Consider the following 24163-nt stretch of genomic DNA (forward strand, 5'->3'; position numbering starts at 1 on the left):
AGAGAGCAAGATGGCACTAACCGCAGCGTTAAAAGCGCAGATCGGCGAATGGTATAAAGCGCTGCAGCAGCAGGTTCCCGATTTTATTCCGCGCGCGCCGCAACGGCAGATGATCGCCGAAGTGGCAAAAACCTTATCCGGCGACGATGGCCGTCACCTGGCGATCGAAGCGCCCACCGGCGTGGGCAAGACCCTTTCCTATCTTATCCCCGGTATCGCCGTAGGGCGTGCCGAAGAGAAGCCGCTGGTGATCAGCACCGCGAACGTGGCGCTGCAGGATCAAATTTTCAGCAAGGATCTGCCGCTGCTGCAGAAGATTATTCCCGAGCTGAAATTCACCGCCGCCTTTGGCCGCGGGCGCTATGTTTGCCCGCGCAATCTCAATGCGCTGTCGACCGACAGCGAAAAGCAGGGCGATTTGCTGCTGTTCCTCGATGATGAAATGGTCGCCAGCAAAGAAGAGCGCAAAATCTGCGAAAAGCTGGAAAAATCGCTGAATCGTCATCAGTGGGACGGCCTGCGCGATCACAGCGAAGAGAACATCGGCGATGCGCTCTGGCAGCGTCTCAGCACCGATAAGGCCAACTGCCTGGCGCGTAACTGCCACTGGTATCGCGAATGCCCCTTTTTCGTTGCCCGCCGTGAAATCGAGCAGGCGGACGTAGTGGTGGCGAACCATGCGCTGGTCATGGCAGCGCTGGAGAGCGAATCGGTTCTGCCGCCGGCGAAAAACCTGCTGCTGGTGCTGGATGAGGGGCATCATCTGCCGGAGGTGGCGCGCGACGCGCTGGAGACCAGCGCCGATATCTCGCCCGGCTTTACCAGCCTGCAGCTCGATCTCTTTGTGCGGCTGGTGGAAACCTGCATGGCGCAGTTCCGGCCTAAAACGCCGCCGCCGCTGGCTAACCCGGAGCGGCTGAAAACCCATTGTGACGAATGGCGCGAGCATCTCGCCAGCCTGACACGCATCCTTGCGCTCTGGCTGCCGCCGGAGCCGCAGGAGGGGGAACACCGCTTCGAAATGGGGCAGCTGCCGGAAGAGATGCAGACACTCTGCGCACGGCTTTTCAAGCTAAGCGACGGCCTGCGCGGCCTGGCGGAAGGGCTGCTGAACGATCTCAGCGAGAAAACCGGCCAGTACGACGTGGTGCGCCTGCAGCGCACGCTGCTGCAGATGAACCGCGCCTTCGGCTGGTTCGAAGGTATCAGCAAACTGTGGCGGCTGGCGTCGATGGAGCAGGCGTCCGGCGCGCCGGTCTCGAAATGGGTCAGCCGCGAGCTGCGCGAAGGCCAGCCGCACCTCTTTTTCCACTGCGCCGGCATCCGCGTCAGCGAACAGCTGGAGAAGCTGCTGTGGCGCAAGGTACCGCACGTGGTGCTGACCTCCGCCACGCTGCAGTCGCTCAACAGCTTTAATCGTCTGCAGGAGCTTTCCGGCCTGAATGAGCGGGTGGGCGACCGTTTTGTGGCGCTCGGCTCGCCGTTCAACCATGTCGAGCAGGGCAAGCTGGTGATCCCGCAGATGCGCTATGAGCCGCTGATGGCCAACGAGGCGCAGCATATCGCCGAAATGGCGCACTTTTTCCGCCATCAGGTTAAGGCGGGGCAGCATAAAGGCATGCTGGTGCTGTTCGCCAGTAATCGCGCCATGCAGCAGTTTCTTACCCACCTCACCGACCTGCGCCTGATGCTGCTGGTACAGGGCGATCAGCCGCGCTACCGGCTGGTGGAGCTGCACCGCAAGCGGGTGCAGCAGGGCGAGGCGAGCGTGCTGGTGGGGCTGCAGTCGTTTGCCGAGGGGCTCGATCTCAAAGGCGAGCTGCTGACGCAGGTACATATTCATAAAATCGCTTTTCCGCCGGTAGACAGTCCGGTAATTTTGACCGAAGGTGAGTGGCTGAAAAGCCTGAAGCGCTACCCGTTTGAAGTGCAGAGCCTGCCCAGCGCCTCCTTTACCCTGATTCAGCAGGTGGGGCGGCTGATCCGCAGCCATCACTGCACCGGCGAAATCGTGATTTACGATCGCCGGCTGCTCACCAAAGCGTATGGCGCGCGGCTGTTGAACGCGCTGCCGGTATTCCCTATCGCGCAGCCGCCGATGCCTGAAGGGGCCAGCGCGTTGCCGACCGTCGCTAAACCGGCCCCGGCGGGTCGGCGTCGAAAAAAGGAAAAGCGTTAAATGTTGCAGTACAGCAAACTGATTAAAGAAGTGGGACGCGGCAAAAACCACGCGCGCGATCTTGATGAAGAGAGCGCTTATCAACTCTACCGCGCCATGCTAAATGATGAAGTACCGGATCTTGAGCTGGGAGCGCTGCTGATCGCTATGCGCATCAAAGGCGAAGGCGAAACGGAGATGGCGGGCTTTTATCGCGCGCTGCAGGAACGCGTGCTGCGGCTGACGCCGCCTGCGGGCCGGCCGCTGCCGATCGTTATCCCCAGCTACAACGGTGCGCGCCGCCAGGGTAACCTGACGCCGCTGCTGGCGCTGCTGCTTTCCCGTCTCGGCTTTCCGGTCGTGGTGCATGGCGTCAGCGAAGATGAGACGCGCGTGACCAGCGAGGCGGTGTTCCAAGCGCTGGGCGTCGCGCCCGTGGCAGATGCGCAGAGCGCGCAGGCGAAGCTGGAGCAGGGCGAGCCGGTGTTTATCACCGTCGATAATCTCTGCCCGCCGCTGGCGAAGCAGCTGGCGCTGCGCTGGCGTCTGGGCGTACGCAACAGCGCGCATACGCTGGCCAAATTGATCACGCCGTTTGACGAGGCGGCCGCGCTGCGTCTCGCCAGCGTGTCGCATCCGGAATATATTCCGCGCGTGGGGAGCTTTTTCAGCGCCCACGGCGGGCTGGCGCTGCTGCTGAACGGTACCGAAGGCGAAGTGTACGCAAACCCCCTACGCTGCCCGGCCATCAGCCTGATTGCCGGTGCGGGCGCCGTGCCGCAGGAGCTGGTTGCGCGTCAGCCGGAGCAGAGCAGCGAGCTGCCGCAGAGCAAAGAAGCCGCGGTAACCGCGGCATGGATCCAACAGGTGCTGGATCAGGCGCGCCCGGTGCCGCAGTCGCTGCGCCTGCAGATCGCCTGCTGCTATGTCGCCAGCGGCCGCAGCGCGTCGCTGGACGAGGGACTGGCGCAGCTTGAGGCCGCCGGCTACCCGGCGCCGTGAAAACCTGCCCGCGCGCTGGGCCCTGCGCGCGCCGTTTCCCGGCCGCGCGCTTACGCTGAGCATTCGCCGCGAGCCGGCATGCGATTAACGCTGCGCATACTTTGACCCGGTACGGCGCTGGCTCCCGGCCGCCTTACGCTGAGCAGCGGTGACCGCTGACGTCCACCCTGTTCCCGCGCGCGTCTCAGGCTGATCGCGCGGCAGTCTGGGCCAGCGGCAGGCGGGTTTCCACCAGCCGCTGCCAGAAGGCGACGCCGTGTTCAATCAGCGCGTCGTTGAAATCGTAGCTGGCGTTATGCAGCGGGCGAGAAGGGGTTTCGCCGTCCGCGCCCAGCCAGAAGTAGGCGCCGGGGCACGCCTCCAGCATACAGGCGAAATCTTCCGACGCCATCGACGGGTTCACCTGCCACTGCACCTTCTCCGCGCCGCATTGCGCAATCGCGACTTCGCGGATCAGCGCGGCGGCGTCGGCGTGGTTCTGTGTGACCGGATAGCCGGGATACCAGCGGATCGCGCCCGCCACGCCCATTGGCTGCGGCAGCGTCTGAACGAACGACGCCACCAGCGCGCGCACCTTTTCCCGCACCTCGCTTTGCAGGCAGCGCACCGTACCGCGCAGGGTAACCGTTTCCGGGATCACGTTAATTGCTTCGCCGCCCTGGATCTGGGTGACGCTGACGACCGATGAGGCGAGCGGCGATAGCCGACGCGCCGGAATGGTCTGCAGCGCCAGAATCAACTGCGCCGCCGCCACCAGCGGGTCGGCGCCGCTTTCCGGCATCGCGGCGTGACAGCTTTTTCCGGTCAGGGTGATTTCAAACGCGTCGAGCGAGGCCATCATCGCGCCGCTGTTGACGGCGATGGCGCCTGCCGGCAGGCCCGGCCAGTTATGCAGCGCAAAGATGCCATCCATCGGGAAGCGCTGAAACAGGCCTTCCTCCACCATTTTGCGCGCGCCGCCGAGGTTCTCCTCCGCCGGCTGAAAAATAAAGTGGACGGTGCCGCTGAAACGGCGCGTCTGCGCCAGCCATTTGGCGCTGGCCAGCAGCATCGCGGTATGGCCGTCGTGACCGCAGGCATGCATCACGCCGGGCTGCTGCGAGCGCCAGGCAGCGTCGCCCAGCTCGGTAATCGGCAGCGCGTCCATATCCGCGCGCAGGCCGATGGTTGCGCCCGGCCCCGTCTCCAGCGTGCCGATCACGCCGGTGCCTGCCAGCCCGGTTGCTACCTGCAGCCCGAAGCTGCGTAATTTTTCCGCCACGAAACGGGCGGTGGTCTGTTCCTGATAGCCCAGCTCCGGCCGGGCGTGCAGCTGACGGCGCCACTGCACCGCCTCTTCAATTAACGCTGCGGGTAATCTCATAGCGGTCCTCTCTTCATGCCACGCCTGTTTGCATGGCGGATTACCCTCACTCTAGAAGAGAGAACCGGGGGCGTCTATCGGCCCGCGCGGAAAACGCGGGCGCGCGGCCTATTTGATGGATAAATCGCGGCGGTTTTCCAGCGTATCGAAATATTCGCGCAGGAAGACCTCTTCAGCGGGATCGAGACGATCCATGCCGGCGGTATAGCGGTGCCAGTAGGGGTAGCGCGGCGCCGGGCGGGTCGCTTTTTCAATGCGCGTACGCTGCTCGTCGCTGAGCTGCAGATCGGCCGCCGCGAGGTTATCGCGCAGATGCGCTTCATGGCGCGCGCCGACAATCAGCGAGGTAATGCCCGGACGGGTCAGCAGCCAGGCGAGACAGACGCGCGCCGGCGAAACGCCCAGCTCTTCGCCAACCTGCGCCAGCGTCTCAATCACGTCGTAGGCGTGGTCCATATCGTGAACGTAAGGTTCGGGCCAGCCGTTGCCCTGACGGGAATCGGCGCGGGTTTTCTCGCCGCGGCGCACCGTGCCGGTCAGCAACCCTTCGCCCATCGGTCCCCAGATCAGCGTGCCGACATTCTGATCAAGCGCCAGCGGCAGCAGTTCGAACTCCGCCTCGCGCGATTCCGGCGTGTAGTAGATCTGCTGACTGGTCGGCTTGCTCAGCCCCAGATGCTCCGCCTTGCCCAGCGTTTTCATCATCTGCCAGCCGCTATAATTAGAGGTGCCCCAGTAGCGAATTTTGCCGCTTTGCACCAGCGACTCCAGCGCATAGAGCGTCTCTTCCACCGGCGTGACGCCGTCCCAGTTATGGATCTGCAGGATATCGATATGGTCGGTTTTCAGGCGACGCAGGCTGTTTTCACACGATTTGATGAGGTGATGGCGGGTGGCGCCGCTGTCGTTGGGATCGTCGCTCATCGGGCTGCGCGCTTTGGTCATCAATATCACGTTCTGCCGCAGATCGCCCAGCGCTTCGCCCAGCACGCTTTCCGCTTCGCCTTTGGAGTAAAGGTCGGCAGTATCGACGCAGTTAACGCCCGCCTCCAGTGCAATCTCCAGAAAGCGGCGCGCCGTACGCGCATCCACATTGCCGACCTTTTCGAAGCCGTTGCTGCCGCCCAGGGTGAGGGTACCCATTGTCAGGGCTGAAAGATAAAGGCCTGACTGACCAAGCTGTCGATATTGCATCACTTCCTCCGCATCATCGTTACGTTAAGCTGTTAACGTTTTAGCGTAGTTAAGTGACGGCGATCACGCAAAAGCGGGGCGGCGCCCGGCTGATAGGCTACTTTTTGCGGGCGTCGGGACGCACCAGATCGAAGCGCTGATCCTCACTGATGCCGTACCAGGCGCTGGGGCCGCCGGCGCGCAGTACCGGCTGTGCTTTGCTGGTCTGGTAAATCCCTTCCTCCAGCAGCGCAGGGTCGATATGCACCGCCACCACTTCGCCCAGGATCAGCCAGCCGTCCAGCGGCTCGCCGTCGGCGTTCTGCAGCTGCAGATGCTGCGTCAGACGGCACTCAAAATTGACCGGACTTTCCGCCACCATCGGCGCCTTAACCTGGCTGCCTGCCAGCGGCGTCAGGCCGGTGAGGGCGAACTCATCCACTTCGTGCGCCACAGAGGCGGAGCTTTCATTGGCCGCCTCCGCCAGCGGACGCGTCACCAGATTCCAGACAAATTCGCCGGTTTCCAGGATATTGCGCACGCTGTCTTTTTTACCCTGGCTGGAAAAGCCGATAATCGGCGGATGGTAGTTAAAGCAGTTGAAGAAGCTGTAGGGCGCCAGATTGCGCGCGCCGGCCGCGCTCTGCGAGCTGATCCAGCCGATAGGGCGCGGCGCGATAATGGCGTTCAGCGGATCGTGCGGCAGGCCGTGGCCGGCGCGCGGTTGGTAAGAGTAGCGTTGACGAGACATAGTTATCCTTACTGGGAATGAATCTCCTCATCTTAGCCTGTTCAGCGCGAAAAAAAGCGCGGCAATTGTTTACGCTTTTTTCCGCAGCGGGTATCTTACGCGCCGTTACCAGAGAGAGAGCCTGATGAAACAGCCCGCCACCAAGAACCAACTGCATCCCCGTAACCGTCATCGCGAACGCTATGACTTGCCCGCATTGATTGCCGCGCATCCGCCGCTGCAGCCCTTTATCGTTATTACGCCGCGCGGCGACCAGTCGGTCGACTTCGCCGATCCGCAGGCGGTGAAGGCGCTGAATCAGGCGCTGCTGAAACATTTCTACCAGGTTGACCACTGGGATATCCCGGAAGGCTTCCTCTGCCCGCCGGTGCCGGGACGGGCAGACTATCTGCACTATCTGGCCGACCTGCTGGCGGCGGACAACGGCGGCCAGCCGCCGCGCGATATCAACGTGCTGGATATCGGCTGCGGCGCCAACTGCATCTATCCGCTGATCGGCTATCGCGAGTATGGCTGGCGCTTCACCGGCTCCGAGGTGAACGCGCAGGCGATGAAGGCGGCGGGTGCGATCCTTGATGCCAACCCGACGCTGCGCCGCGGCGTTCGTCTGCGTCGTCAGCCGCAGAGCAATAAGATTTTCCATGGCATCATCCATAAAAACGAGTGCTATCAGGCGACCATGTGCAATCCGCCGTTCCACGCCTCCAGCGAGCAGGCAGCGGAAGGCAGCGCGCGTAAAGCACGCAACCTGGGGCTGGCGAAAGATGCGCCGCTGAACTTCGGCGGCCAGCAGGCGGAGCTGTGGTGCGAAGGGGGCGAGAAAGCCTTTATCGGCCAGATGATCGCCGAAAGCGTCGACTTTGCGCGTCAGGTGGTCTGGTTCACTTCGCTGGTTTCGCGCCGCGAACATCTGCCGACGCTGCGCCAGGCATTGACCGACGCCGGTGCGCACGAGGTACGAATTATCGATATGGCGCAGGGACAGAAGCAGAGCCGCTTTATCGCCTGGACCTTTCAGGACGAGGCCGCGCGCACGCGGCTGATGAAACCGCGTTCCTGAGGCTTGCGCGGGCGCCGGCTGGCTCGTTATCGCCGCCGCCCCCCGAGGCTTACTCTAGTGCCGGCAGGCTTTTTATCGCCGCCGCCCCCTGAGGCTTACTCCGGTGCCGGCAGGCTTTTTATCGCCGCCGCGCCGGCATTCTCCTCGCCTTCCTGAATCACCTGCACCGTCTGACGCGGCGCCCTGATACCGGCCGCGTCGAAATGTTTTTTCACCATCTCATCCAGCGCAAAACGTACCGTCCACTGCTTCAGCGGCTGGGTAGTGATCGACACGCGCACGGTAAAGGCGCGCTCGGTCAGCCCCACCAACCCGGCGAAGTTCGGCTCGCCGATCACCAGCGCGCGGATATCGTCGCGCGTCATCAGCTCTTCCACCGCAGAACGCAGCGCCGCGTTTGCCGCGTCGCTGTTTTCGCTGCGGTCGACATCGTAGTTAGCGACAAACGAGCCGATGCCGCGTACAAAGTTGGCGAAGGTGGTAATCGATGACCAGGGAATAATGTGATAGGCCCCGGTATCCTGCCGCACCCCGACCGAGCGGATCGACATGCGCTCTACGGTGCCGGTCAGCGGGCCGATTGTGACCAGATCGCCGGTGTTCATCCCATTTTCAAACTGGATAAAGATGCCGGTGATAATGTCCTTCACCAGCGTTTGCGAACCGAAGGAGACCGCCAGGCCAAGCGCGCCGGCGCCTGCCAGCAGCGGCGCGATATTCACGCCGATCTCCGACAGCACAATCATAATGGTGATGGTGCTGATCACCACCGCCAGCGCGTTGCGGAACAGCGTCAGCAGCGTGCGCGTACGGGCGCTTGGCATCGGGCGGCCATGAATATCAGAGGCGAGCCGGCTTTCAATCAGGCTCGCCAGCAGCGTCCAGCCCACCGCCGAGAAGAGCAGGATCATAAAGACGCGGATCAGCACGTCTACCAGCCGCTCGCCGGCACCGGCGGTTAGCCAGTACCAGAGATCAAACAGGTTCCAGGCGTTCAGTAGCAGCAGCAGCACGGCGAAGACCGTCAGAATGCGCGCCGCTTTCAGCATAAACGAGATCCAGCCGTTGACCCTTTTCTGCAGTTCCGGATAGGTGCGGCGCAGCTCCGGCGACAGCGTAATGGTTTTGCTGATCCAGCGCGTCAGCATGCCGGAGACCAGCGCGCCGAGGCCGATAATCACCAGGCTGCGCACCGTCGCCGACATCATAAATTTTAGGCTGCCGCCGGGGTTAAAGATAGAGAAGAAAAACAGCACGATAAAGTAGGCGCTGGCGATCCAGTGCCAGATAAAGGCGAAGGCGCGGATAAACAGTGAAAAGAAGGAGAGCGAGCGCTCTGAAAGCGCAATCAGCTCACGCTGGATGCTGTGCCGGTTATGGAAAATCAGCCACAGCGCCCAGGCGGTCATCAGCCCCATAATCACCACGTTGATCAGCGCGCCGACCTGCACGTTGACCTGGTTCGAAACGATGGGCACCACCACCAGCAGGCCGTAGCCAATTACCCCGCTCAGCCAGCTCAGTCGGGTGTGCCAGTAGCGCGCCCGCACGTCACTGATGGGGAAGGGGCGCAGTTCAGGGTAGCGCGGACAGAAGATCAGCCGCAGCACCGCCTTAAAGAACTCAATCAGCGCAAAGGCGTTCAGAAACAGCCCTTGCTGATAGGCGATAGTGCGGCTGCCGGCGTTCAGGTTATTGCTGAGGATCTGGCCGACAAACAGCGCCAGCGCCAGTAGCAGCAGATCGATGGCGAAAGCCCCGACCAGGGTTAGCGGCAGATGCAGCCAGCTGCCGGGCTGGTTACTTTTTTGGCGCCCCCAGTGCCCCATACGCCGATAGAGCGGCGACACCATCATGCGGATTGCCCGGTAGAAGGCGAACAGCGCTATCGCCAGCATCAGAAAGTGGTTAACCGCGTTGAAAAAGGTTTTTTGATTAAAGGATTTATGCGGCGCGGAAACAATATTGTGATACAGGCGGATAAAGCTGCCGGCGAACTGGCCGCCATATTCACGCGTCACGTCGGTGACGCTCTGCAGCACGGTTTTATCCTCCTCCTCCTCAACGCCGGGCGGCGTCAGCGTCGGCGCGGCGCTATCCGGGGAGCTGGCGGCGGCGTTGCGCAGCTGTTCGATCAGCTCCTGCCGCGACCGCTCATTCTCCAGGATGGTGGCGAGCGCGCTGTAAGCCGCCTTTTTCTCCTCTACCGTGGGGTCATGCGGAGCCGCGTCGGCGGCCGGCTGCGCTTGTTGACTGGCGACGGCGGCAGCGGGCATCGAAACCGCATGGGCTGCGGGCATCAGCAGCAAAAACAGTAAACAGATCATTCCCTGGCGCAGGCGTAACCACGCGGCGTTCATTCCTGACATCTTTCTCTCCAACGGCAACAGTATCCGCAACGCATCGACTGGTTATATTTCAGGCCACATACGCGCGTCGCTTGCCGGTTATTGACCGGCGAGTGCTTACAGGAATGCGCGGCGCTGCCGCCTGAGTGGTTTAGAGTATAGACGCTGGTTTTTGCGCGAATGGTCTGAATTCTAAAGTAAAGCGGCAAAGCGAGGGGACTGGGCGGGAAGGGCAAAGCGGGAAGAGAGGCGCAGAGAGAAGCGAAAAGGGGTGAAACGAAAAGGGGTGAAGCGGAAAGGGAGCGATGCACACAGGCTGTGCGCATAGAGCAGGCGGGGCACACCCCGCCTGCTACGCGTCAGGAGACGTGCTGGAGGAACTCGCGCAGACGCTCGCTGGGCGGGTTGCTGATCAGGGTATCGGGATCGCCATCTTCAGCGATACGGCCTTTATCGATAAAGATCAGGCGCGACGCCACCTGCCGGGCGAAGCCGACTTCATGGGTCACGATAACCATCGTCATCCCTTCTTCCGCCAGGTCCTGCATCACCTTCAGCACTTCGTGGCGCAGCTCCGGATCGAGCGCAGAGGTCGGCTCATCAAACAGCATCATCTTCGGCTTCACCGCCAGCGCGCGCGCAATGGCCACGCGCTGCTGCTGGCCGCCCGACAGCTCGGACGGATAGTGATGGGCGCGCTCGGCGAGGCCAACCTTGCCCAGCAACGCTTTCGCCAGCTGGTGGGCCGCCTCTTTTTTTGCGCCGCGTACGCGGATCGGACCGAACGCCACATTGTCCAGCGCGGTCATCTGCGGGAACAGATGAAACTGCTGGAAAACCATGCCCGCTTCCTGACGAATCAAACGCTCATCAACTTTCGGGTCATTGACCTTCAGCCCGTCGACGATCAGATCGCCACTGGTGATCTCTTCCAGCTTGTTGATGCAGCGCAGCAGAGTCGATTTGCCGGAGCCGGACGGCCCGATAATCACGACCACTTCGCCCTGGTTAATCTTCAGATCGATATTGTGCAGCACCTGGGTTTGGCCAAAGTGCTTGGAGACGTTTTTAAATTCAATCACAGGATTTTCATCCTTTTTTCAAGGCGACGCAGCACGAAGCTTAACACCAGCGTAATGACCAGATAGATAACCGCGACCGCGCTCCAGATCTCCAGCGCGCGAAAGTTACCGGCGATAATTTCCTGACCCTGACGCGTCAGTTCGGCCACGCCGATGACGATAAACAGAGAAGTATCTTTAATGCTGACGATCCACTGGTTGCCCAGCGGCGGCAGCATGCGGCGCAGCGCCAACGGCATAATAACGTAACGCAGCGTTTCCCGACGCGACAGGCCGAGCGCCAGACCCGCTTCGCGGAAGCCTTTATTGATCGACAGCACGGCGCCACGGGTGATCTCCGCGATATAAGCGCCGGAGTTGATCACAATGGTCACTACCGCAGCGGTAAAGGGATCGATGCGCAGATCGGGAAAGGCCATCGGCAGGGCGAAGTAGATAAACATCACCTGTACCACGATCGGCGTGCCGCGGATCAGCTCAATAAAAACCAGCGCGAGATTGTTGGTCAGCCAGCCGCCGTAGGCGCGGGCGAAGCCGGCGATAACGCCGATAACCAGCCCGCCTACCAGACCGAGGACTGAAATAATCAGGGTCATTTTGGCCCCTTCCAGCAGGAGGGGAAGGGCTGGCCAGATGACGCTCCAGTCAAATTCCATGGTGTTTTCTCCGGAAAATATCCGTCATTGTTGCAATAGGTAAACGCAGGGATGCCGCGGCATCCCTGACGTGTTAAGCGCCTTCAGGCCTGGGGTTATTTAGGTTCGCTGCCGAACCATTTTTTATAGATGGTGTTGTAGGTACCGTTGTCGCGCAGGGTTTTCAGTGCGCCGTTGATCTTCTCGCGCAGGTCGTCGCTGCCTTTCGGCAGCGCAATGCCATACTGTTGCGCCTCAATCGATTCGCCTACCGCTTTAAACTGACCGCGGCCGGCGGTATGAATGAAGTAGAGGATATTCGGCGTATCGTGCAGCACGCCATCCGCGCGATTGGTAGCCAGCTCCATATAGGCGTTGTCGATATTCGGGAACTGACGCAGGTCTTTGGTTTTGATATGCGCTTTCGCATAGTCGACCGAGCCGGTACCGCTCTTCACCGCCACCACTTTACCGTTCAGATCGTTGATGCTCTTCACGTCATTATTGTTCGCTTTCACCATCACCAGCAGGCCGCTTTTATAGTAGCCGTCGGAGAAGTCGATCGCTTTTTTACGTTCTTCGGTAATGGTGATGCCCGCCAGCGCCAGATCGACGTTGCGGGTCTGCAGCGCCGGAATGATGCCGCTGAAGTCCATCGGCTTCAGGCTGTAGGAGAGGTTCAGCTGTTTTGCGATGGCGTCCCATAAATCGATATCGAAGCCGACATATTTGTCGCCCTGTTTGAATTCAAACGGAACGAACGCTGTATCGGTGGCCACCACCAGCGGCTTCTCCGCCGCCGTGGAGGAGACGGCGAAGGTCAGCGCTAAAGCGGCAAGGGAAAGCTTAAAAACAGACTTCATCATTTTATCCTTATTACCGATGCGACGCGCGATGCGCCGCTATTGCCCGGGGTCATATGAAAAATCTATGCCAATTTTTCTTTAGCAGTGGAAACAAGCGGTTAACCGGCGGAAACGGCCCGTTGTTTCAGATTATTCTGCTGTTGCACCAAATTGGTGATCTAAATTGGTGCATTGCAACATGCTGGTGCAAGGGCGCGTAAAAGATTGAGCCTGAAAATCGTGGAAAGGGGAACGAAAAAGTAAGGAAAGTGTTAAATAAATCATAAAGTGATAACAAAAAAGCAAAAAAAAACGGATGGCGTATGCCATCCGCTTTTAACGCTTAACCCACGTTCAAGGTCGGTTATTCGATATTGGATTCGATAAACCACAGGAATTTATCCAGGTCACGCGAAGCGGCGGTGAAGATATCCGCTGTGTCTTCGTCGTTCACTTCGCTCACCGCTTTACGCACGTCGTTCGCTACCAGGCCGTAGCGGTCCGCCAGCGCTTTCAGGTGATCCTGCACGCTGTGAATGTTCAGCGGATAGCTCTGCAGCGGCGTTTTATCAGCCACTACCTGCGCGGTACCCAGCGCAACGCCGCCCAGCTGTACAACACGCTCTGCCATCGTGTCCTGGTGATCGGTAATCGCGGTACGGAAGCCGTCCAGCATTTCATGTACACCGATAAAGTTAGCGCCACGCATGTTCCAGTGCGCCTGTTTAGTGATCAGCGACAGGTCGATAAATTCGACAACCAGACGATTAAGTACCTCGATGGTGGCTTTTTTCTCACTCTCTGCCACGTCGTTACGGGTGTAGATCAGATCGGAAGATTTCGTTTTAACCAGTTTTGCGGTACTCATCATTAATATCCTCTAATGTCGTATGTCCTAATTAAGCACGGGATTAAGTATAGCACCGGATTTTCAGCCTGCAGGGAAGTTGCTGCCTATCGAACGAATAGCGTTTATCGAATTGCCTGCAAAGGGATTTTTTTATTGCCGCCGCGCGCAAGCCGCGGGCGGTAAATAAGAAGGGCGGCGGTGTAATTATCTAACTGTATGAAATTATTGGATTTAACAGGATGGGTGTTTCTGTGTAATGTAATTGATAATTAATCTTATAAAGTTTAACAAAATATCACTGCGCCGCCAGCTGCACGCTTAGTCAAAATAAGCGGGAATAAACGAATGCTTATTCAGTCTGTTGAGTCAGACTGAATAAGAATAATCGCAGAAAATTATTCGGCCGGTTCACCCGAAGGCGCCACCGAAGCGCCGCGCGGCCGGCTGGTTAGAGTGGATCCCGCCGAGGCCAGCACAATCGCCAGCAGCCCCAGCCACTGCATCAGGTTCAGCGACTCGCCTAAAAACAGCATGCCAGAGAGGGCGGCCATCGCGGGCTCCAGACTCATCAGGGTGCCGAAGGTGCGCGCCGGCAAGCGTGTCAGCGCCACCATCTCCAGCGAATAGGGCAGCGCGGTGGAAAGAATGGCGACCGCCAGCGCAATCGGCAGTAGCGAGAGCTGCCAGATGCCCTCAGCGGCAAACGCGACGCCCAGCGGCACGAAAATAACCGCAGCGATAATCGAGCCCATCGCTACCGTCGCCGGTCCGTGATCGGCACCGGCGCGCTGCCCCGCCAGGATATAGATCGCCCAGCAGGCGCCCGCGCCGACCGCCAGCGCCGCGCCCAGCGGATCGACATGGCTGAGGCTGTGGCCCAGCGGCAGCAGCCACCATAGCCCCAGCACCGCCAGCAGCACCCAGATAAAATCGCTGGCGCGCCGCGAGCCGAACAGCGCCAGCGACAGCGGGCCGGTGAACTCCAGCGCCACCGCCACGCCCAGCGGTACGGTACGAATAGAAAGATAGAACAGGTAGTTCATCGCTCCTAACGCCAGCCCGTAGAAAATCAGCGCTTTACGCTGTTGCGCAGTAAAGCGTAGCCGCCAGGGTTTGAAAATCAGGCTCAGAATCAACGTGCCGATGCCAAGACGCAGCGCGGTGATGCCGGTAGCGCCAGCGCTGGGGAACAACGACTTCGCCAGCGCCGCGCCGCCCTGAATGGAAGTCATCGCCACCAGTAAGACGATAACCGGCAACAGCGTTTGTGATGATGTGAGCGTGGTCTGAAAAGAGCGGAAAGACATCCTGTAACCTGCCTTAAGGATCCATCGAAAGAGAATGAATCGACAGTGTACCGTTGAGGGCATAAAAGGTCAGCGGCGTAAGAAAATTTTGCCGTTTGGGTAAAAATTTTTTCTGGTGAGGGTGGCGTTTTTTTCGCCAGTGAGGCCGTTTTTACGTAAAGAAGTGTCAGATTTATTTAAGAACTATCTTAATGAACCTTTTTTTGATCGTCTGCAAGCGGGGCGGTGAAACGGGAAATTCATAAGAAAAAAGAATGACCTGCGTTAATTCATTAACTTTCTGTTACACCAAACTCTCTGTTAGACAATGATTTCGAGGCAGAGTTTCCCGCTGAGTTTTGTTATATTTTCAGCGTTGTCAGGAGAGAAGTACTATCACATTTGAGGTGGTTATGAAAAAAATTGCATGTCTTTCAGCACTGGCTTGTGTACTGGCAGTTACTGCCGGTTCCGCAATGGCGCAAAGCACCGTTACTGGCGGTTACGCTCAGAGCGATATGCAGGGCGTTGCGAACAAAGCTAACGGCTTCAACCTGAAATATCGTTACGAAGACGGTTCTAACCCGCTGGGTTGGATCGGTTCTTTCACCTACACCGAGAAAGATCGTAGCGAAGATGGCTTTTACAACAAAGGCCAGTACTACAGCATCACCGGTGGTCCGGCTTACCGTTTCAACGACTGGGCGAGCATCTACGGCGTAGTAGGTATCGGCTACGGTAAATTCCAGCAGAACGAGCAGGCTGTACGTAACAAAACTGACTCCAGCGATGTTGGTTTCTCTTACGGCGCTGGTCTGCAGTTCAACCCGTATGAAAACTTCGCTATCGACGTAGGTTACGAGCAGAGCCGTATCCGCAGCGTTGACGTTGGCACCTGGATCGCAGGCGTCGGCTACAGCTTCTAATCTTGCCGCAGGCAGGATAACAAAAACGGCCCTTCAGGGGGCCGTTTTTTTATGGGCGCGATTCGCAACCTGCGCGTTTTCAGATAATGCCCGTATCAGCAGCGCGGGCTGGCGTCGGCCGGGCCGCGCCAGATCAGGCGCGGACAGCGCCCGGTTTCCGCGCAGCCGCCGGTCAGCATTTCCAGCAGGGCCAGGCGCAGGCGAAAAGGCGAGCGCGTCAGCAGACAGAGCATTCCCTTCCAGCCGGCATCCGCCTGGCGCATGCGCGGAACACATTTGCCACAGTCAAGGCAGCGTTTCATTGTGTTCATGGAGACCTCCGGTTCATCGTCTGGCGATTAACATGCACAGCCCTGCGACAAAGAGCAGAAACATCAACAACAGCAGGTAAGGTTCGTTCATTTCAGACTCCTTTGCTGCAATGTGGGCTGACTACTTTATCAACAAATATAGCACTGGCTATATCCTTTAGCGAATGCTAATTAGCGAAAATTTGTGCTTCGTTGCTGATGGTTTACAATGAGCCACCCATACGCCGGCACGCTCTGATAATGACCGGTTGAAGAATAAGAGGAAGCTGAATGAGTCGTCGCGCAAAGCCCGCCCCCGCCAGGGTCAACGGGCCGTTAAAAGAGATAGAAGAGCATGTCGAGGGGTTCCGACAGGTTCGCGAAGCGCATCGCCGTGAATTAATTGATGACTATGTTGAGCTGATCTCCGATCTGATTCGCGAGTTCGGCGAGGCGCGCCAGGTTGATATGGCCGCGCGTCTCGGCGTTTCGCAGCCGACGGTGGCGAAAATGCTGAAGCGGCTCGGCAGCGCCGGGCTGGTGGAGCAGGTGCCTTATCGCGGCGTGTTTCTGACGCCGGAAGGCGAGACGCTGGCGGAAGAGAGCCGCGCGCGCCATCATGTGGTGGAGACTTTTTTGCTGGCGCTGGGCATCAGCCCCGATACCGCGCGACGCGACGCGGAAGGCATCGAGCATCACGTCAGCGATGAAACCCTCAGCGTTTTCCGTCAATTCTACGAAAGTCGTTAATAACCTTTCTCATTGAACGTGGGCCATGATGGCAACCTTAATTAAGCCGTTCCTGCACGATCGTCTTCTGCATTTGCTGCTGCTGTTGGGGCTGCTACTGGCCTGCTTCGCGCCTTTTCACTGGCGCGATCTGCCCGCCGCCATCGACTGGCATACCATCGTAACGCTGTGCGGCCTGCTGATGCTGACGCGCGGCATTGAGGCCAGCGGCTATTTCGACGTGCTGGGGCGTAAGCTGATCCGTCGCTTTCGCCATGAACGCGCGCTGGCGCTGTTTATGGTGGCCGGCGCCGCGCTGCTCTCCACCTTTCTGACCAACGACGTGGCGCTGTTTATTCTGGTGCCCCTTACCCTGACGCTGCGCCAGGCGACCACGCTGCCGGTGACGCGACTGATCATTTTCGAGGCGCTGGCGGTGAATGCCGGCTCGATGCTGACGCCGATCGGCAACCCGCAAAACATTCTGCTGTGGGGGAAGGGCGGCGTCAGCTTCGGCGCTTTTATGTGGCAGATGCTGCCGCCCACCGCCTTTATTATGCTGAGCCTGATGCTGCTGACCGCGTTTTCCTTTCGGCCGCGCGCGATTCAACAGCAGGCGCAGCAGCCGGTCAGCTGGCAGCGTTCACTGCTGTGGCTTAGCGTCGCGCTTTACCTGATGTTTATCGCGGCGCTGGAGCTGAAGCTGGCGGCATGGGCGCTGCTGGCGATCGCCGGCGCCTACCTGCTGCTGGCGCGCCGGGTATTGCTGCAGATCGACTGGAGCCTGCTGGTGGTCTTTATGGCGATGTTCGTCGACGTACACCTGCTGACACGGCTGCCCGCGCTGCAGCAGGGGATGCAGTCGCTGGCGCAGGCGGGCGAGGGCGTGCATTTCCTGCTGGCGCTGGGGCTGTCGCAGGCGATCAGCAACGTGCCGGCAACCATCCTGTTGCTGCAGTTCCTGCCCGCCAACGCGCTGCTGGCCTGGGCGGTCAATATCGGCGGCTTCGGCCTGCTGCCCGGTTCGCTCGCCAACCTGATCGCGCTGCGCATGGCGCAGGACAGGCGTATCTGGTGGCAGTTCCACCTCTTCTCGGTGCCGATGCTGGCGTGGGCGGCCCTTTCCGGCTGGCTGCTTTGGCTGCTGCTGCGCTAAATTCGCTTTTAGCTTCACATGCGATCGGCGCGGCGGAACGTCATTAATTGTCAGTAAACCCTGGTATTTGTTGTTTTTTTTTCTATGGTTAATCTTGATTGTTATTTCAGGATTGGCTGTTTCCCCAGGAAGAGAAAACCGATGACGCAAGCAAACAAGACGCCTTCAGATGATGAAAAAGCGCAGCAGGACACCGATGCGCAGCAAAATCAGGAGCAGCAGGATGATGACAAGCCGCGTAAGCGGCCCGGAAAAAAACCGCTGATCATTCTTGGCATTGTGGTCGTCGTGATGCTGATTGTGGCGTTTTTCTTCTGGTTTACCACGCGCAATGAGGAGACCACCGACGACGCCTTTACCGAAGGCAACGCGGTCACCATTGCGGCGAAAACCTCCGGCTACGTGGTGAAGCTGCTGGTAAACGATAACCAGCGGGTGAAAAAAGGCGATCTGCTGCTGACCATTGATCCGCGCGACACTGCCGCGCAGCGCGATCAGGCTAAAGCGCAGCTGGCGCTGGCTGAGGCGCAGCTACATCAGGCGGAAGCGCAGCTGGCGCTGTCGCGCGTACAGTATCCGGCGCAGCGCGATCAGGCGCTGGCGCAGCAGGCGCAGGCGGAAGCCAACCTGCTGAACGCCCAGTCGGACTATCGCCGCCTGCGCGGCGTGGATCCGCGCGCCACTTCCCAGCGCAATATCGACACCGCCAGCGCGCAGCTGCGGTCCGCTCAGGCGCAGCTGCAGAGCGCAAAGGCGCAGGTGGAAGTGGCATCGCAGGTGTCGCTGCAGATCCGCCAGCAGGAGACCAACGTTGAGGCTCGCCGGCAGCAGGTCGAGCAGGCGAAAGCGCAGCTCAATACCGCTGAACTGAATCTCTCTTATACGGAGGTGCGCGCCCCTTACGACGGCTTCGTCACCAAACGTAACGTGCAGACCGGCACCCTGGTGCAGGCGGGCAGCTCGCTCTTCTCGCTGGTGTCGCCCGATATCTGGGTTACCGCCAACTTTAAAGAGTCGCAGCTGGAACGTATGAATCCCGGTGACAGGGTCACAATTAGCGTGGATGCCTGGCCTGATATGGAACTTGAAGGCCATGTCGATAGCATTCAGATGGGTTCCGGCTCGCGCTTCTCTACTTTCCCGGCGGAAAACGCCACCGGCAACTTCGTGAAAATCGTCCAGCGCGTGCCGGTGAAAATCGTCATCGATAAAGGGCTGGATCCGAACAAACCGCTGCCGCTGGGACTCTCCGTGGTGCCTAAGGTTACGGTGGAATGAGCCAGAGCCAAAGCTGGCAGCCGGCCAGCAATCCCTGGCTGGTGGCGGTAACGGTGACGCTGGCGGTATTCATGGAGATCCTGGATACCACCATCGTCAACGTGGCGCTGCCGCATATCGCCGGCACGCTCTCTTCCAGCTATGACGAATCCACCTGGGTGCTGACCTCCTATCTGGTGGCCAACGGCATCGTGCTGCCGATCTCCGCCTTTTTCACCCGCCTGTTCGGCCGCAAGCAGTACTTCCTGATCTGCATTGTGATGTTTACCGTCTGCTCCTTCCTGTGCGGCATCGCTACCGAGCTGTGGCAGATTATTCTGTTTCGTATTCTGCAGGGCTTTTTCGGCGGCGGCCTGCAGCCGGTGCAGCAGTCAGTGCTGCTGGATTACTTTAAGCCGGAAGATCGCGGCAAGGCGTTCGGCCTTTCGTCGATTGCGATTATCGTTGCGCCAGTGGTAGGGCCAACGCTCGGCGGCTGGATCACCGATAACTACAGCTGGCGCTGGGTTTTCTTTATTAACGTGCCGGTGGGCGTTCTCGCGACGCTGGCGATTTATCAGCTGCTGGAAGATCCGCCGTGGGAGCGACGCTGGGCGAAAAGCAAAATCAACATCGACTATATCGGCATTAGCTTAATCACCCTCGGTCTCGGCTGCCTGCAGGTGATGCTCGATCGTGGCGAAGATGAGGACTGGTTCGCCTCGCACTTCATCCAGTTTTTTGGCGTGATGACCTTTATCGGCCTGATTGGGGCGGTCTACTGGCTGCTCTACGCTCGCCGTCCGGTGGTAGAGATCGGCGTTATGCGCGATCGCAACTTCTGGGTTTCCGGGCTGCTGATGGCGGGCATGGCGATGATCCTTTACGGCAGCTCGGTGGTTCTGCCGCAGCTGGCGCAGCAGGATTTGGGCTATACCGCCACCTGGTCAGGGCTGGTGCTGTCGCCGGGGCGGTGCTGATCGTGCTGACCATTCCGCTGGTGCTGAAGTTAATGCCGCTGGTGCAAACGCGCTGGATCATCGCTTTCGGCTTCACCTGCCTGACCCTGTCGATGCTCTACTCCGCGACGCTGACGCCGCAGGTCGATTTCGCCACGCTGGTGATGATGCGCAGCGCGCAGTCCATCGGCCTCGGTTTCCTGTTCGTCCCGCTGACCACCATCGCGTTCGCCACCATTCCGCAGCGGCTGAACGCCGACGCCTCGGCGCTGTTTACCATGTTCCGCAACGTGGCGGGCTCGATCGGCATTTCGCTCTCCACCGCCGCGATCACCGAACGCGAACAGGTGCGCAGCGCACATCTGGTACATAACATGACGCCGCTGAATGAGCAGTTCAATATTACCGTTGAGCGCTGGGCGCAGGCGATCCGCGATTTCACTTCGGCGGCGGGCGATCCGCTGACGCTGGCCGCCGGCCAGCTCTATCAGCAGATGATCGTTCAGGCGCGCATTCTCGCCTACGTGGATGTGTTTATCGGGCTGGGCATCGTCGCCTTTATTTTGATACCCCTATGTTTCCTGCTTTCGCCGGTTAAAAGCGAAGGCAGCGCAGGAGCGCACTGACATGAATGTTACCAGGCAGTTCATCCGTTCCCGTCCCGGCCTGCTGGCGCTTTCGCTGCTGCTGGCGGGCTGCGCGGTCGGTCCCGACTACCAGCCGCCGCAGGCGCACACGCCCGGCAGCTGGCGCGATCTCCCTTCACAGGCGGCGTCGCGCCCGCAGCCCGGCGCGCCCAGCGCCAGCTGGTGGCAAAGTTTTAACGACCCGCAGCTTAACAGCCTGATCGATCGTGCCATCGCCGGCAACCTGTCGCTGCAGCAGGCAGTATTGCGCATCGCCGGCGCGCGCGAGCAGCTGGCACAGGCGCGCGGCGGGCTGTTTCCTGCGGTGAACGGCAATGCCTCGGCACGGCGTCAGCAGCTGGGCGCAAGAGGGATGCTGGAAGCGAATGGCGCCCTGGACCAGGTTGATCAAAACGCGCCGGAGCTGCGTTCGTCGCTCGACAGCCTGACGCAGCCGATCAGCCTTTATCAGGGCAGCTTTGACGCCTCGTGGGAGCTGGATCTCTGGGGCAGGGTGCGCCGTCAGGTGGAAGCGGCGGATGCCCAGCAGCAGGAATCGATCGAGAGCCGCAACGATGCGCTGGTCTCGCTGGAGGCGGAGGTGGCGCGCGCCTATTTACAGCTGCGCGGCGCGCAGTCGGTAACGCGTACCCTGCAGACGCAGATCGACGTGGCCCAGCAGACGCTGGAGCTGACGCAGAGCCAGCAACGCAACGGGCTGGCACCGCAGCTGGATGTAGAGAACGCCCGCGCTCAGCTTAGCTCGCTGCGCGCGCAGCTGCCGCAGTATCAGGCGCAGGCGCGCCAGGCGATGAACGGCCTCGCGGTCCTGATCGGCAAGCCGCCGGGAGCGCTGGACGCCGAGCTGATGCGCGACAGGCCGCTGCCCGCGCTGCCGGCGGCAGTCCCGGTGGGCATTCCCTCCACCCTGGCGCGCCGTCGTCCCGATATTCGCCAGGCGGAAGCGAACCTGCACGCCGCTACCGCCAATATCGGCGTCTCGGTGGCGCAGCTGTTCCCCAGCCTGTCGCTGACCGGCCAGCTGGGCGTGCGCAATACCGACGCCTCCTATCTCGATAACTGGAGCAGCCACTTCTACAGCTACGGTCCGGCATTGTCGATCCCGATTTTTCAGGGCGGCAGGCTGGTTTCCAGCGTGAAGCTGTCGCGCGCGCAGCAGGCCAGTTCGGCGCTAAACTATCGCCAGACGGTGCTGACGGCGTTGCAGGATGTGGAGAACGCGCTGGTCAGCTACCGCACCGATCAGGAGCGGGTGACGCAGCTGGATGAAACGGTCAGCGCGCTGCAGAGCAGTTTCGATCTGGCCAGCGACAGCTACAGGAAAGGGCTGTCGACCTTCCTTGATGTGCTGGATGCGCAGCGCCAGCTGTCACAGGCGAAGCAGCAGGCGGAGCAGGCGCGGGTGCAGAGCAGCCTTGACCTGGTCGCGCTCTATAAGGCGCTTGGCGGCGGCTGGGAGCATTACCAGAATGTGCAGCTGCCTGACTATTCGGTGTTTGGCCCGGCGACGCCCGCCAGCTAACCTGCGCGCATGCTTATTCCCCCGCCGGGCCTGGCCCGGCGGCCAGCGCTTCGGCGCTGCCTGCTACGTTCTTTCTCCTGTCGGGCCGCGTGGTTTCACGCGCTCACCGCTGTTTGACCTTATCGCCCGCTGTTTGGCCTTATCGCCCGTTGTTTGACCTTATCGCCCGCTGTTTGACCTTATCGCCCGTTGTTTGACCTTATCGCCCACTGTTTGACCTTATCGCCCATTCTCGCTTGCCACGCTGCTGTCCGCTTTTCACATAGGCGCCGCGCGCCACATGCACCTTACAGATGCGTCAAACATTCCATTTCTTTTTTAGGGTTATTTAAAACAAACGTTTCCTTTTTATTTCATCCGGTCGCGCTCTGACGTCAGAGGGATAAACGTTTTTTTTACCGTTTAACAACCCTGCAGGCGGAATAGTGTGACCACTGTCAGCCTTTAAACCAAAGATCATGACTGTTGCCACAAAATTGATATTTCACTATTAATGAAAGTGAAAAAAATAATCTATGTTGTGCTGTGAAAGGTTTGCGCTGCTTTTTTCGGGCGCAGGCGGGTTTCCTCTTTAACCAGGTTGCTGGAGTTATCATGCCAAAAGAACAATATCTTACGCTGAGCAGCGCTTCCGGACCCAATAGCAGCACGCGCACCGAGCCGTTCGTCAAGGTTATCGCAGTGATCGCCACCCTGGGCGGATTGCTGTTCGGTTACGACACCGGCGTTATTTCCGGCGCGCTGCTGTTTATGGGCGATGAGCTGCATTTGACGCCGTTCACCACCGGTCTGGTCACCAGTTCGCTGCTGTTCGGCGCCGCGTTCGGTGCGCTGCTGGCGGGCCATTTCGCCTCGGCGGCCGGGCGGAAGAAAATCATCATGGTGCTGGCGGTGATCTTCGCCATCGGCGCGGCGGGTACCGCGCTGGCGCCTGACGTTCACTGGATGGTTTTCTTCCGCGTGGTGCTGGGCGTGGCGGTCGGCGGCGCGGCGGCAACGGTGCCGGTCTATATCGCTGAAATCGCGCCGGCCAACAAGCGCGGCCAGCTGGTGACGCTGCAGGAGCTGATGATCGTCTCCGGGCAAATGCTTGCTTATATCTCCAACGCCTCGTTTAACGCGGCGTGGGGCGGAGCGGAGACCTGGCGCTGGATGCTGGCGATCGCCACCGTGCCGGCAGTGCTGCTCTGGTTCGGCATGATGTTTATGCCCGATACGCCGCGCTGGTATGCGATGAAGGGCCGCCTGGCGGAGGCGCGCCGCGTGCTGGAGCGCACCCGCGCCAAAGAGGATGTGGAGTGGGAGCTGACCGAGATCGAAGAGACGCTGCAAGAGCAGGAGAACCTGGGCAAGCCGCGCCTGCGCGAGCTGAAAAAACCCTGGCTGTTCCGCCTGTTTCTGATCGGCATCGGCGTGGCGGTGATCCAGCAGCTGACCGGCGTCAACACCATTATGTACTATGCGCCGACGGTGCTGACCAACGTCGGTATGAGCAACAGCGCTGCGCTGTTCGCCACCATCGCCAACGGCGCCATTTCGGTGTTGATGACCTTCTTCGGCATCTGGCTGCTGGGCAAAATCGGCCGTCGCACCATGACCATGCTCGGGCAGTTTGGCTGCACCGCCTGCCTGTTCTTTATCGGCCTGGTCAGCTGGCTAATGCCGGAAACCCTTAACGGCCAGCCCGATATGCTGCGCAGCTATATGGTGCTGCTGGGGATGCTGATGTTTCTCTGCTTCCAGCAGGGCGCGCTGTCGCCGGTAACCTGGCTGCTGCTGTCGGAAATCTTCCCGACGCGCCTGCGCGGCATCTTTATGGGCGGCGCGGTGTTCGCCATGTGGATCGCCAACTTCGTTATTTCGCTGATGTTCCCGGTGATGCTGGCGACGGTCGGGCTGGCGGGCGCCTTTTTTATCTTCGGCGCGATCGGCATCGGCGGCGCGATTTTTGTCCTCAACTGTATTCCGGAAACGCGTAACCGCAGCCTGGAGCAGATTGAACATTATCTGCGCGACTGGCTGTCGCCCGATCGCGAAACCCCGCCGCATCCGGCTGCGCTCAAGCAGAAAGCGGGGCAGCACGGCGGTTAATTTTTCCGCACCGGGCTGGCGGTATTCGCCAGC

The 24163-nt window shown here is 60.0% G+C and carries 19 protein-coding genes and 1 pseudogene; 10 read left to right on the forward strand and 10 right to left on the reverse strand.

Annotation, left to right across the window (positions count from 1 at the left end; translation table 11 throughout):
* Positions 1-10: 10 nt before the first annotated feature.
* Together dinG and ybiB are read left to right on the forward strand one after the other, a co-directional pair.
* Positions 11-2179 carry an ATP-dependent DNA helicase DinG gene (dinG, locus tag C2E15_RS07205; protein WP_104956764.1) on the forward strand — a complete coding sequence of 723 codons (2169 nt, stop codon included), beginning with the start codon at positions 11-13 and terminating at the stop codon, positions 2177-2179.
* A 3-nt stretch (positions 2180-2182) separates the two neighbouring features.
* On the forward strand, positions 2183-3160 hold the full coding sequence (ybiB, locus tag C2E15_RS07210; protein ID WP_104959108.1) for a DNA-binding protein YbiB: 978 nt from the start codon (positions 2183-2185) through the stop codon (positions 3158-3160).
* A 184-nt stretch (positions 3161-3344) separates the two neighbouring features.
* Here ybiB and C2E15_RS07215 read toward each other — a convergent pair whose 3' ends face one another.
* The 3 genes from C2E15_RS07215 to C2E15_RS07225 form a co-directional block, all read right to left on the reverse strand.
* A complete protein-coding gene (locus tag C2E15_RS07215; protein WP_104956765.1) occupies positions 3345-4523 on the reverse strand; it encodes a M20 aminoacylase family protein in 1179 nt (392 codons plus the stop codon).
* Positions 4524-4631: 108 nt separating this feature from the next.
* Complete coding sequence (locus tag C2E15_RS07220; RefSeq protein ID WP_104956766.1) at positions 4632-5717, reverse strand: aldo/keto reductase; 1086 nt, start codon at positions 5715-5717, stop codon at positions 4632-4634.
* Between the two features lie 97 nt (positions 5718-5814).
* Positions 5815-6447: a flavin reductase family protein gene (locus tag C2E15_RS07225; protein WP_104956767.1), complete on the reverse strand. Its 633-nt coding sequence runs from the start codon at positions 6445-6447 to the stop codon at positions 5815-5817.
* Positions 6448-6571: 124 nt separating this feature from the next.
* Between C2E15_RS07225 and rlmF the strand changes: the two genes are divergently transcribed.
* The gene (gene rlmF, locus C2E15_RS07230) at positions 6572-7507 is read left to right on the forward strand and encodes a 23S rRNA (adenine(1618)-N(6))-methyltransferase RlmF (RefSeq protein WP_104956768.1); all 936 of its coding nucleotides are present in this window, start codon (positions 6572-6574) and stop codon (positions 7505-7507) included.
* A gap of 95 nt (positions 7508-7602) precedes the next feature.
* Here the strand turns inward: rlmF and ybiO are convergent, their stop codons facing one another.
* From ybiO to rhtA, 6 genes are all read right to left on the reverse strand, one after another.
* On the reverse strand, positions 7603-9876 hold the full coding sequence (gene ybiO / locus C2E15_RS07235; RefSeq protein WP_104956769.1) for a mechanosensitive channel protein: 2274 nt from the start codon (positions 9874-9876) through the stop codon (positions 7603-7605).
* 338 nt (positions 9877-10214) lie between these two features.
* Complete coding sequence (gene glnQ, locus C2E15_RS07240) at positions 10215-10937, reverse strand: glutamine ABC transporter ATP-binding protein GlnQ (RefSeq protein ID WP_104956770.1); 723 nt, start codon at positions 10935-10937, stop codon at positions 10215-10217.
* Positions 10934-11593: a glutamine ABC transporter permease GlnP gene (gene glnP, locus C2E15_RS07245; protein WP_104956771.1), complete on the reverse strand. Its 660-nt coding sequence runs from the start codon at positions 11591-11593 to the stop codon at positions 10934-10936. Before glnP ends, glnQ begins: the two co-directional genes overlap by 4 nt.
* Before the next feature lie 95 nt (positions 11594-11688).
* Positions 11689-12435 (reverse strand): glutamine ABC transporter substrate-binding protein GlnH, encoded by a 747-nt coding sequence (gene glnH / locus C2E15_RS07250; RefSeq protein ID WP_104956772.1) that lies wholly within the window; start codon positions 12433-12435, stop codon positions 11689-11691.
* A gap of 346 nt (positions 12436-12781) precedes the next feature.
* Positions 12782-13285 (reverse strand): DNA starvation/stationary phase protection protein Dps, encoded by a 504-nt coding sequence (dps, locus tag C2E15_RS07255; RefSeq protein WP_104956773.1) that lies wholly within the window; start codon positions 13283-13285, stop codon positions 12782-12784.
* 377 nt (positions 13286-13662) lie between these two features.
* Complete coding sequence (rhtA, locus tag C2E15_RS07260) at positions 13663-14574, reverse strand: threonine/homoserine exporter RhtA (RefSeq protein ID WP_104956774.1); 912 nt, start codon at positions 14572-14574, stop codon at positions 13663-13665.
* A gap of 392 nt (positions 14575-14966) precedes the next feature.
* Here rhtA and ompX point away from each other — a divergent pair, with 392 nt between their 5' ends.
* Positions 14967-15479 carry an outer membrane protein OmpX gene (gene ompX, locus C2E15_RS07265; protein WP_104956775.1) on the forward strand — a complete coding sequence of 171 codons (513 nt, stop codon included), beginning with the start codon at positions 14967-14969 and terminating at the stop codon, positions 15477-15479.
* Between the two features lie 95 nt (positions 15480-15574).
* Here the strand turns inward: ompX and C2E15_RS07270 are convergent, their stop codons facing one another.
* Entirely contained in the window at positions 15575-15790 is a 216-nt protein-coding gene (locus C2E15_RS07270; RefSeq protein WP_104956776.1) for a hypothetical protein, read from the reverse strand.
* 270 nt (positions 15791-16060) lie between these two features.
* Here C2E15_RS07270 and mntR point away from each other — a divergent pair, with 270 nt between their 5' ends.
* The 6 genes and pseudogenes from mntR (at position 16061) to C2E15_RS07300 (ending at position 24130) form a co-directional block, all read left to right on the forward strand.
* Complete coding sequence (mntR, locus tag C2E15_RS07275; protein ID WP_104956777.1) at positions 16061-16519, forward strand: manganese-binding transcriptional regulator MntR; 459 nt, start codon at positions 16061-16063, stop codon at positions 16517-16519.
* Positions 16520-16547: 28 nt separating this feature from the next.
* Positions 16548-17654 (forward strand): SLC13 family permease, encoded by a 1107-nt coding sequence (locus C2E15_RS07280; RefSeq protein ID WP_104959109.1) that lies wholly within the window; start codon positions 16548-16550, stop codon positions 17652-17654.
* A 141-nt stretch (positions 17655-17795) separates the two neighbouring features.
* A complete protein-coding gene (locus C2E15_RS07285) occupies positions 17796-18932 on the forward strand; it encodes an HlyD family secretion protein (protein WP_104956778.1) in 1137 nt (378 codons plus the stop codon).
* A pseudogene (locus tag C2E15_RS07290) lies at positions 18929-20496 on the forward strand (DHA2 family efflux MFS transporter permease subunit). Before C2E15_RS07285 ends, C2E15_RS07290 begins: the two are co-directional and overlap by 4 nt.
* Position 20497: 1 nt before the next feature.
* Positions 20498-22039: an efflux transporter outer membrane subunit gene (locus C2E15_RS07295; protein ID WP_104956779.1), complete on the forward strand. Its 1542-nt coding sequence runs from the start codon at positions 20498-20500 to the stop codon at positions 22037-22039.
* A 594-nt stretch (positions 22040-22633) separates the two neighbouring features.
* Positions 22634-24130: a sugar porter family MFS transporter gene (locus tag C2E15_RS07300; protein WP_104956780.1), complete on the forward strand. Its 1497-nt coding sequence runs from the start codon at positions 22634-22636 to the stop codon at positions 24128-24130.
* Positions 24131-24163 lie beyond the last annotated feature (33 nt).

Source organism: Mixta gaviniae, from assembly GCF_002953195.1.
Lineage (GTDB): Bacteria > Pseudomonadota > Gammaproteobacteria > Enterobacterales > Enterobacteriaceae > Mixta > Mixta gaviniae.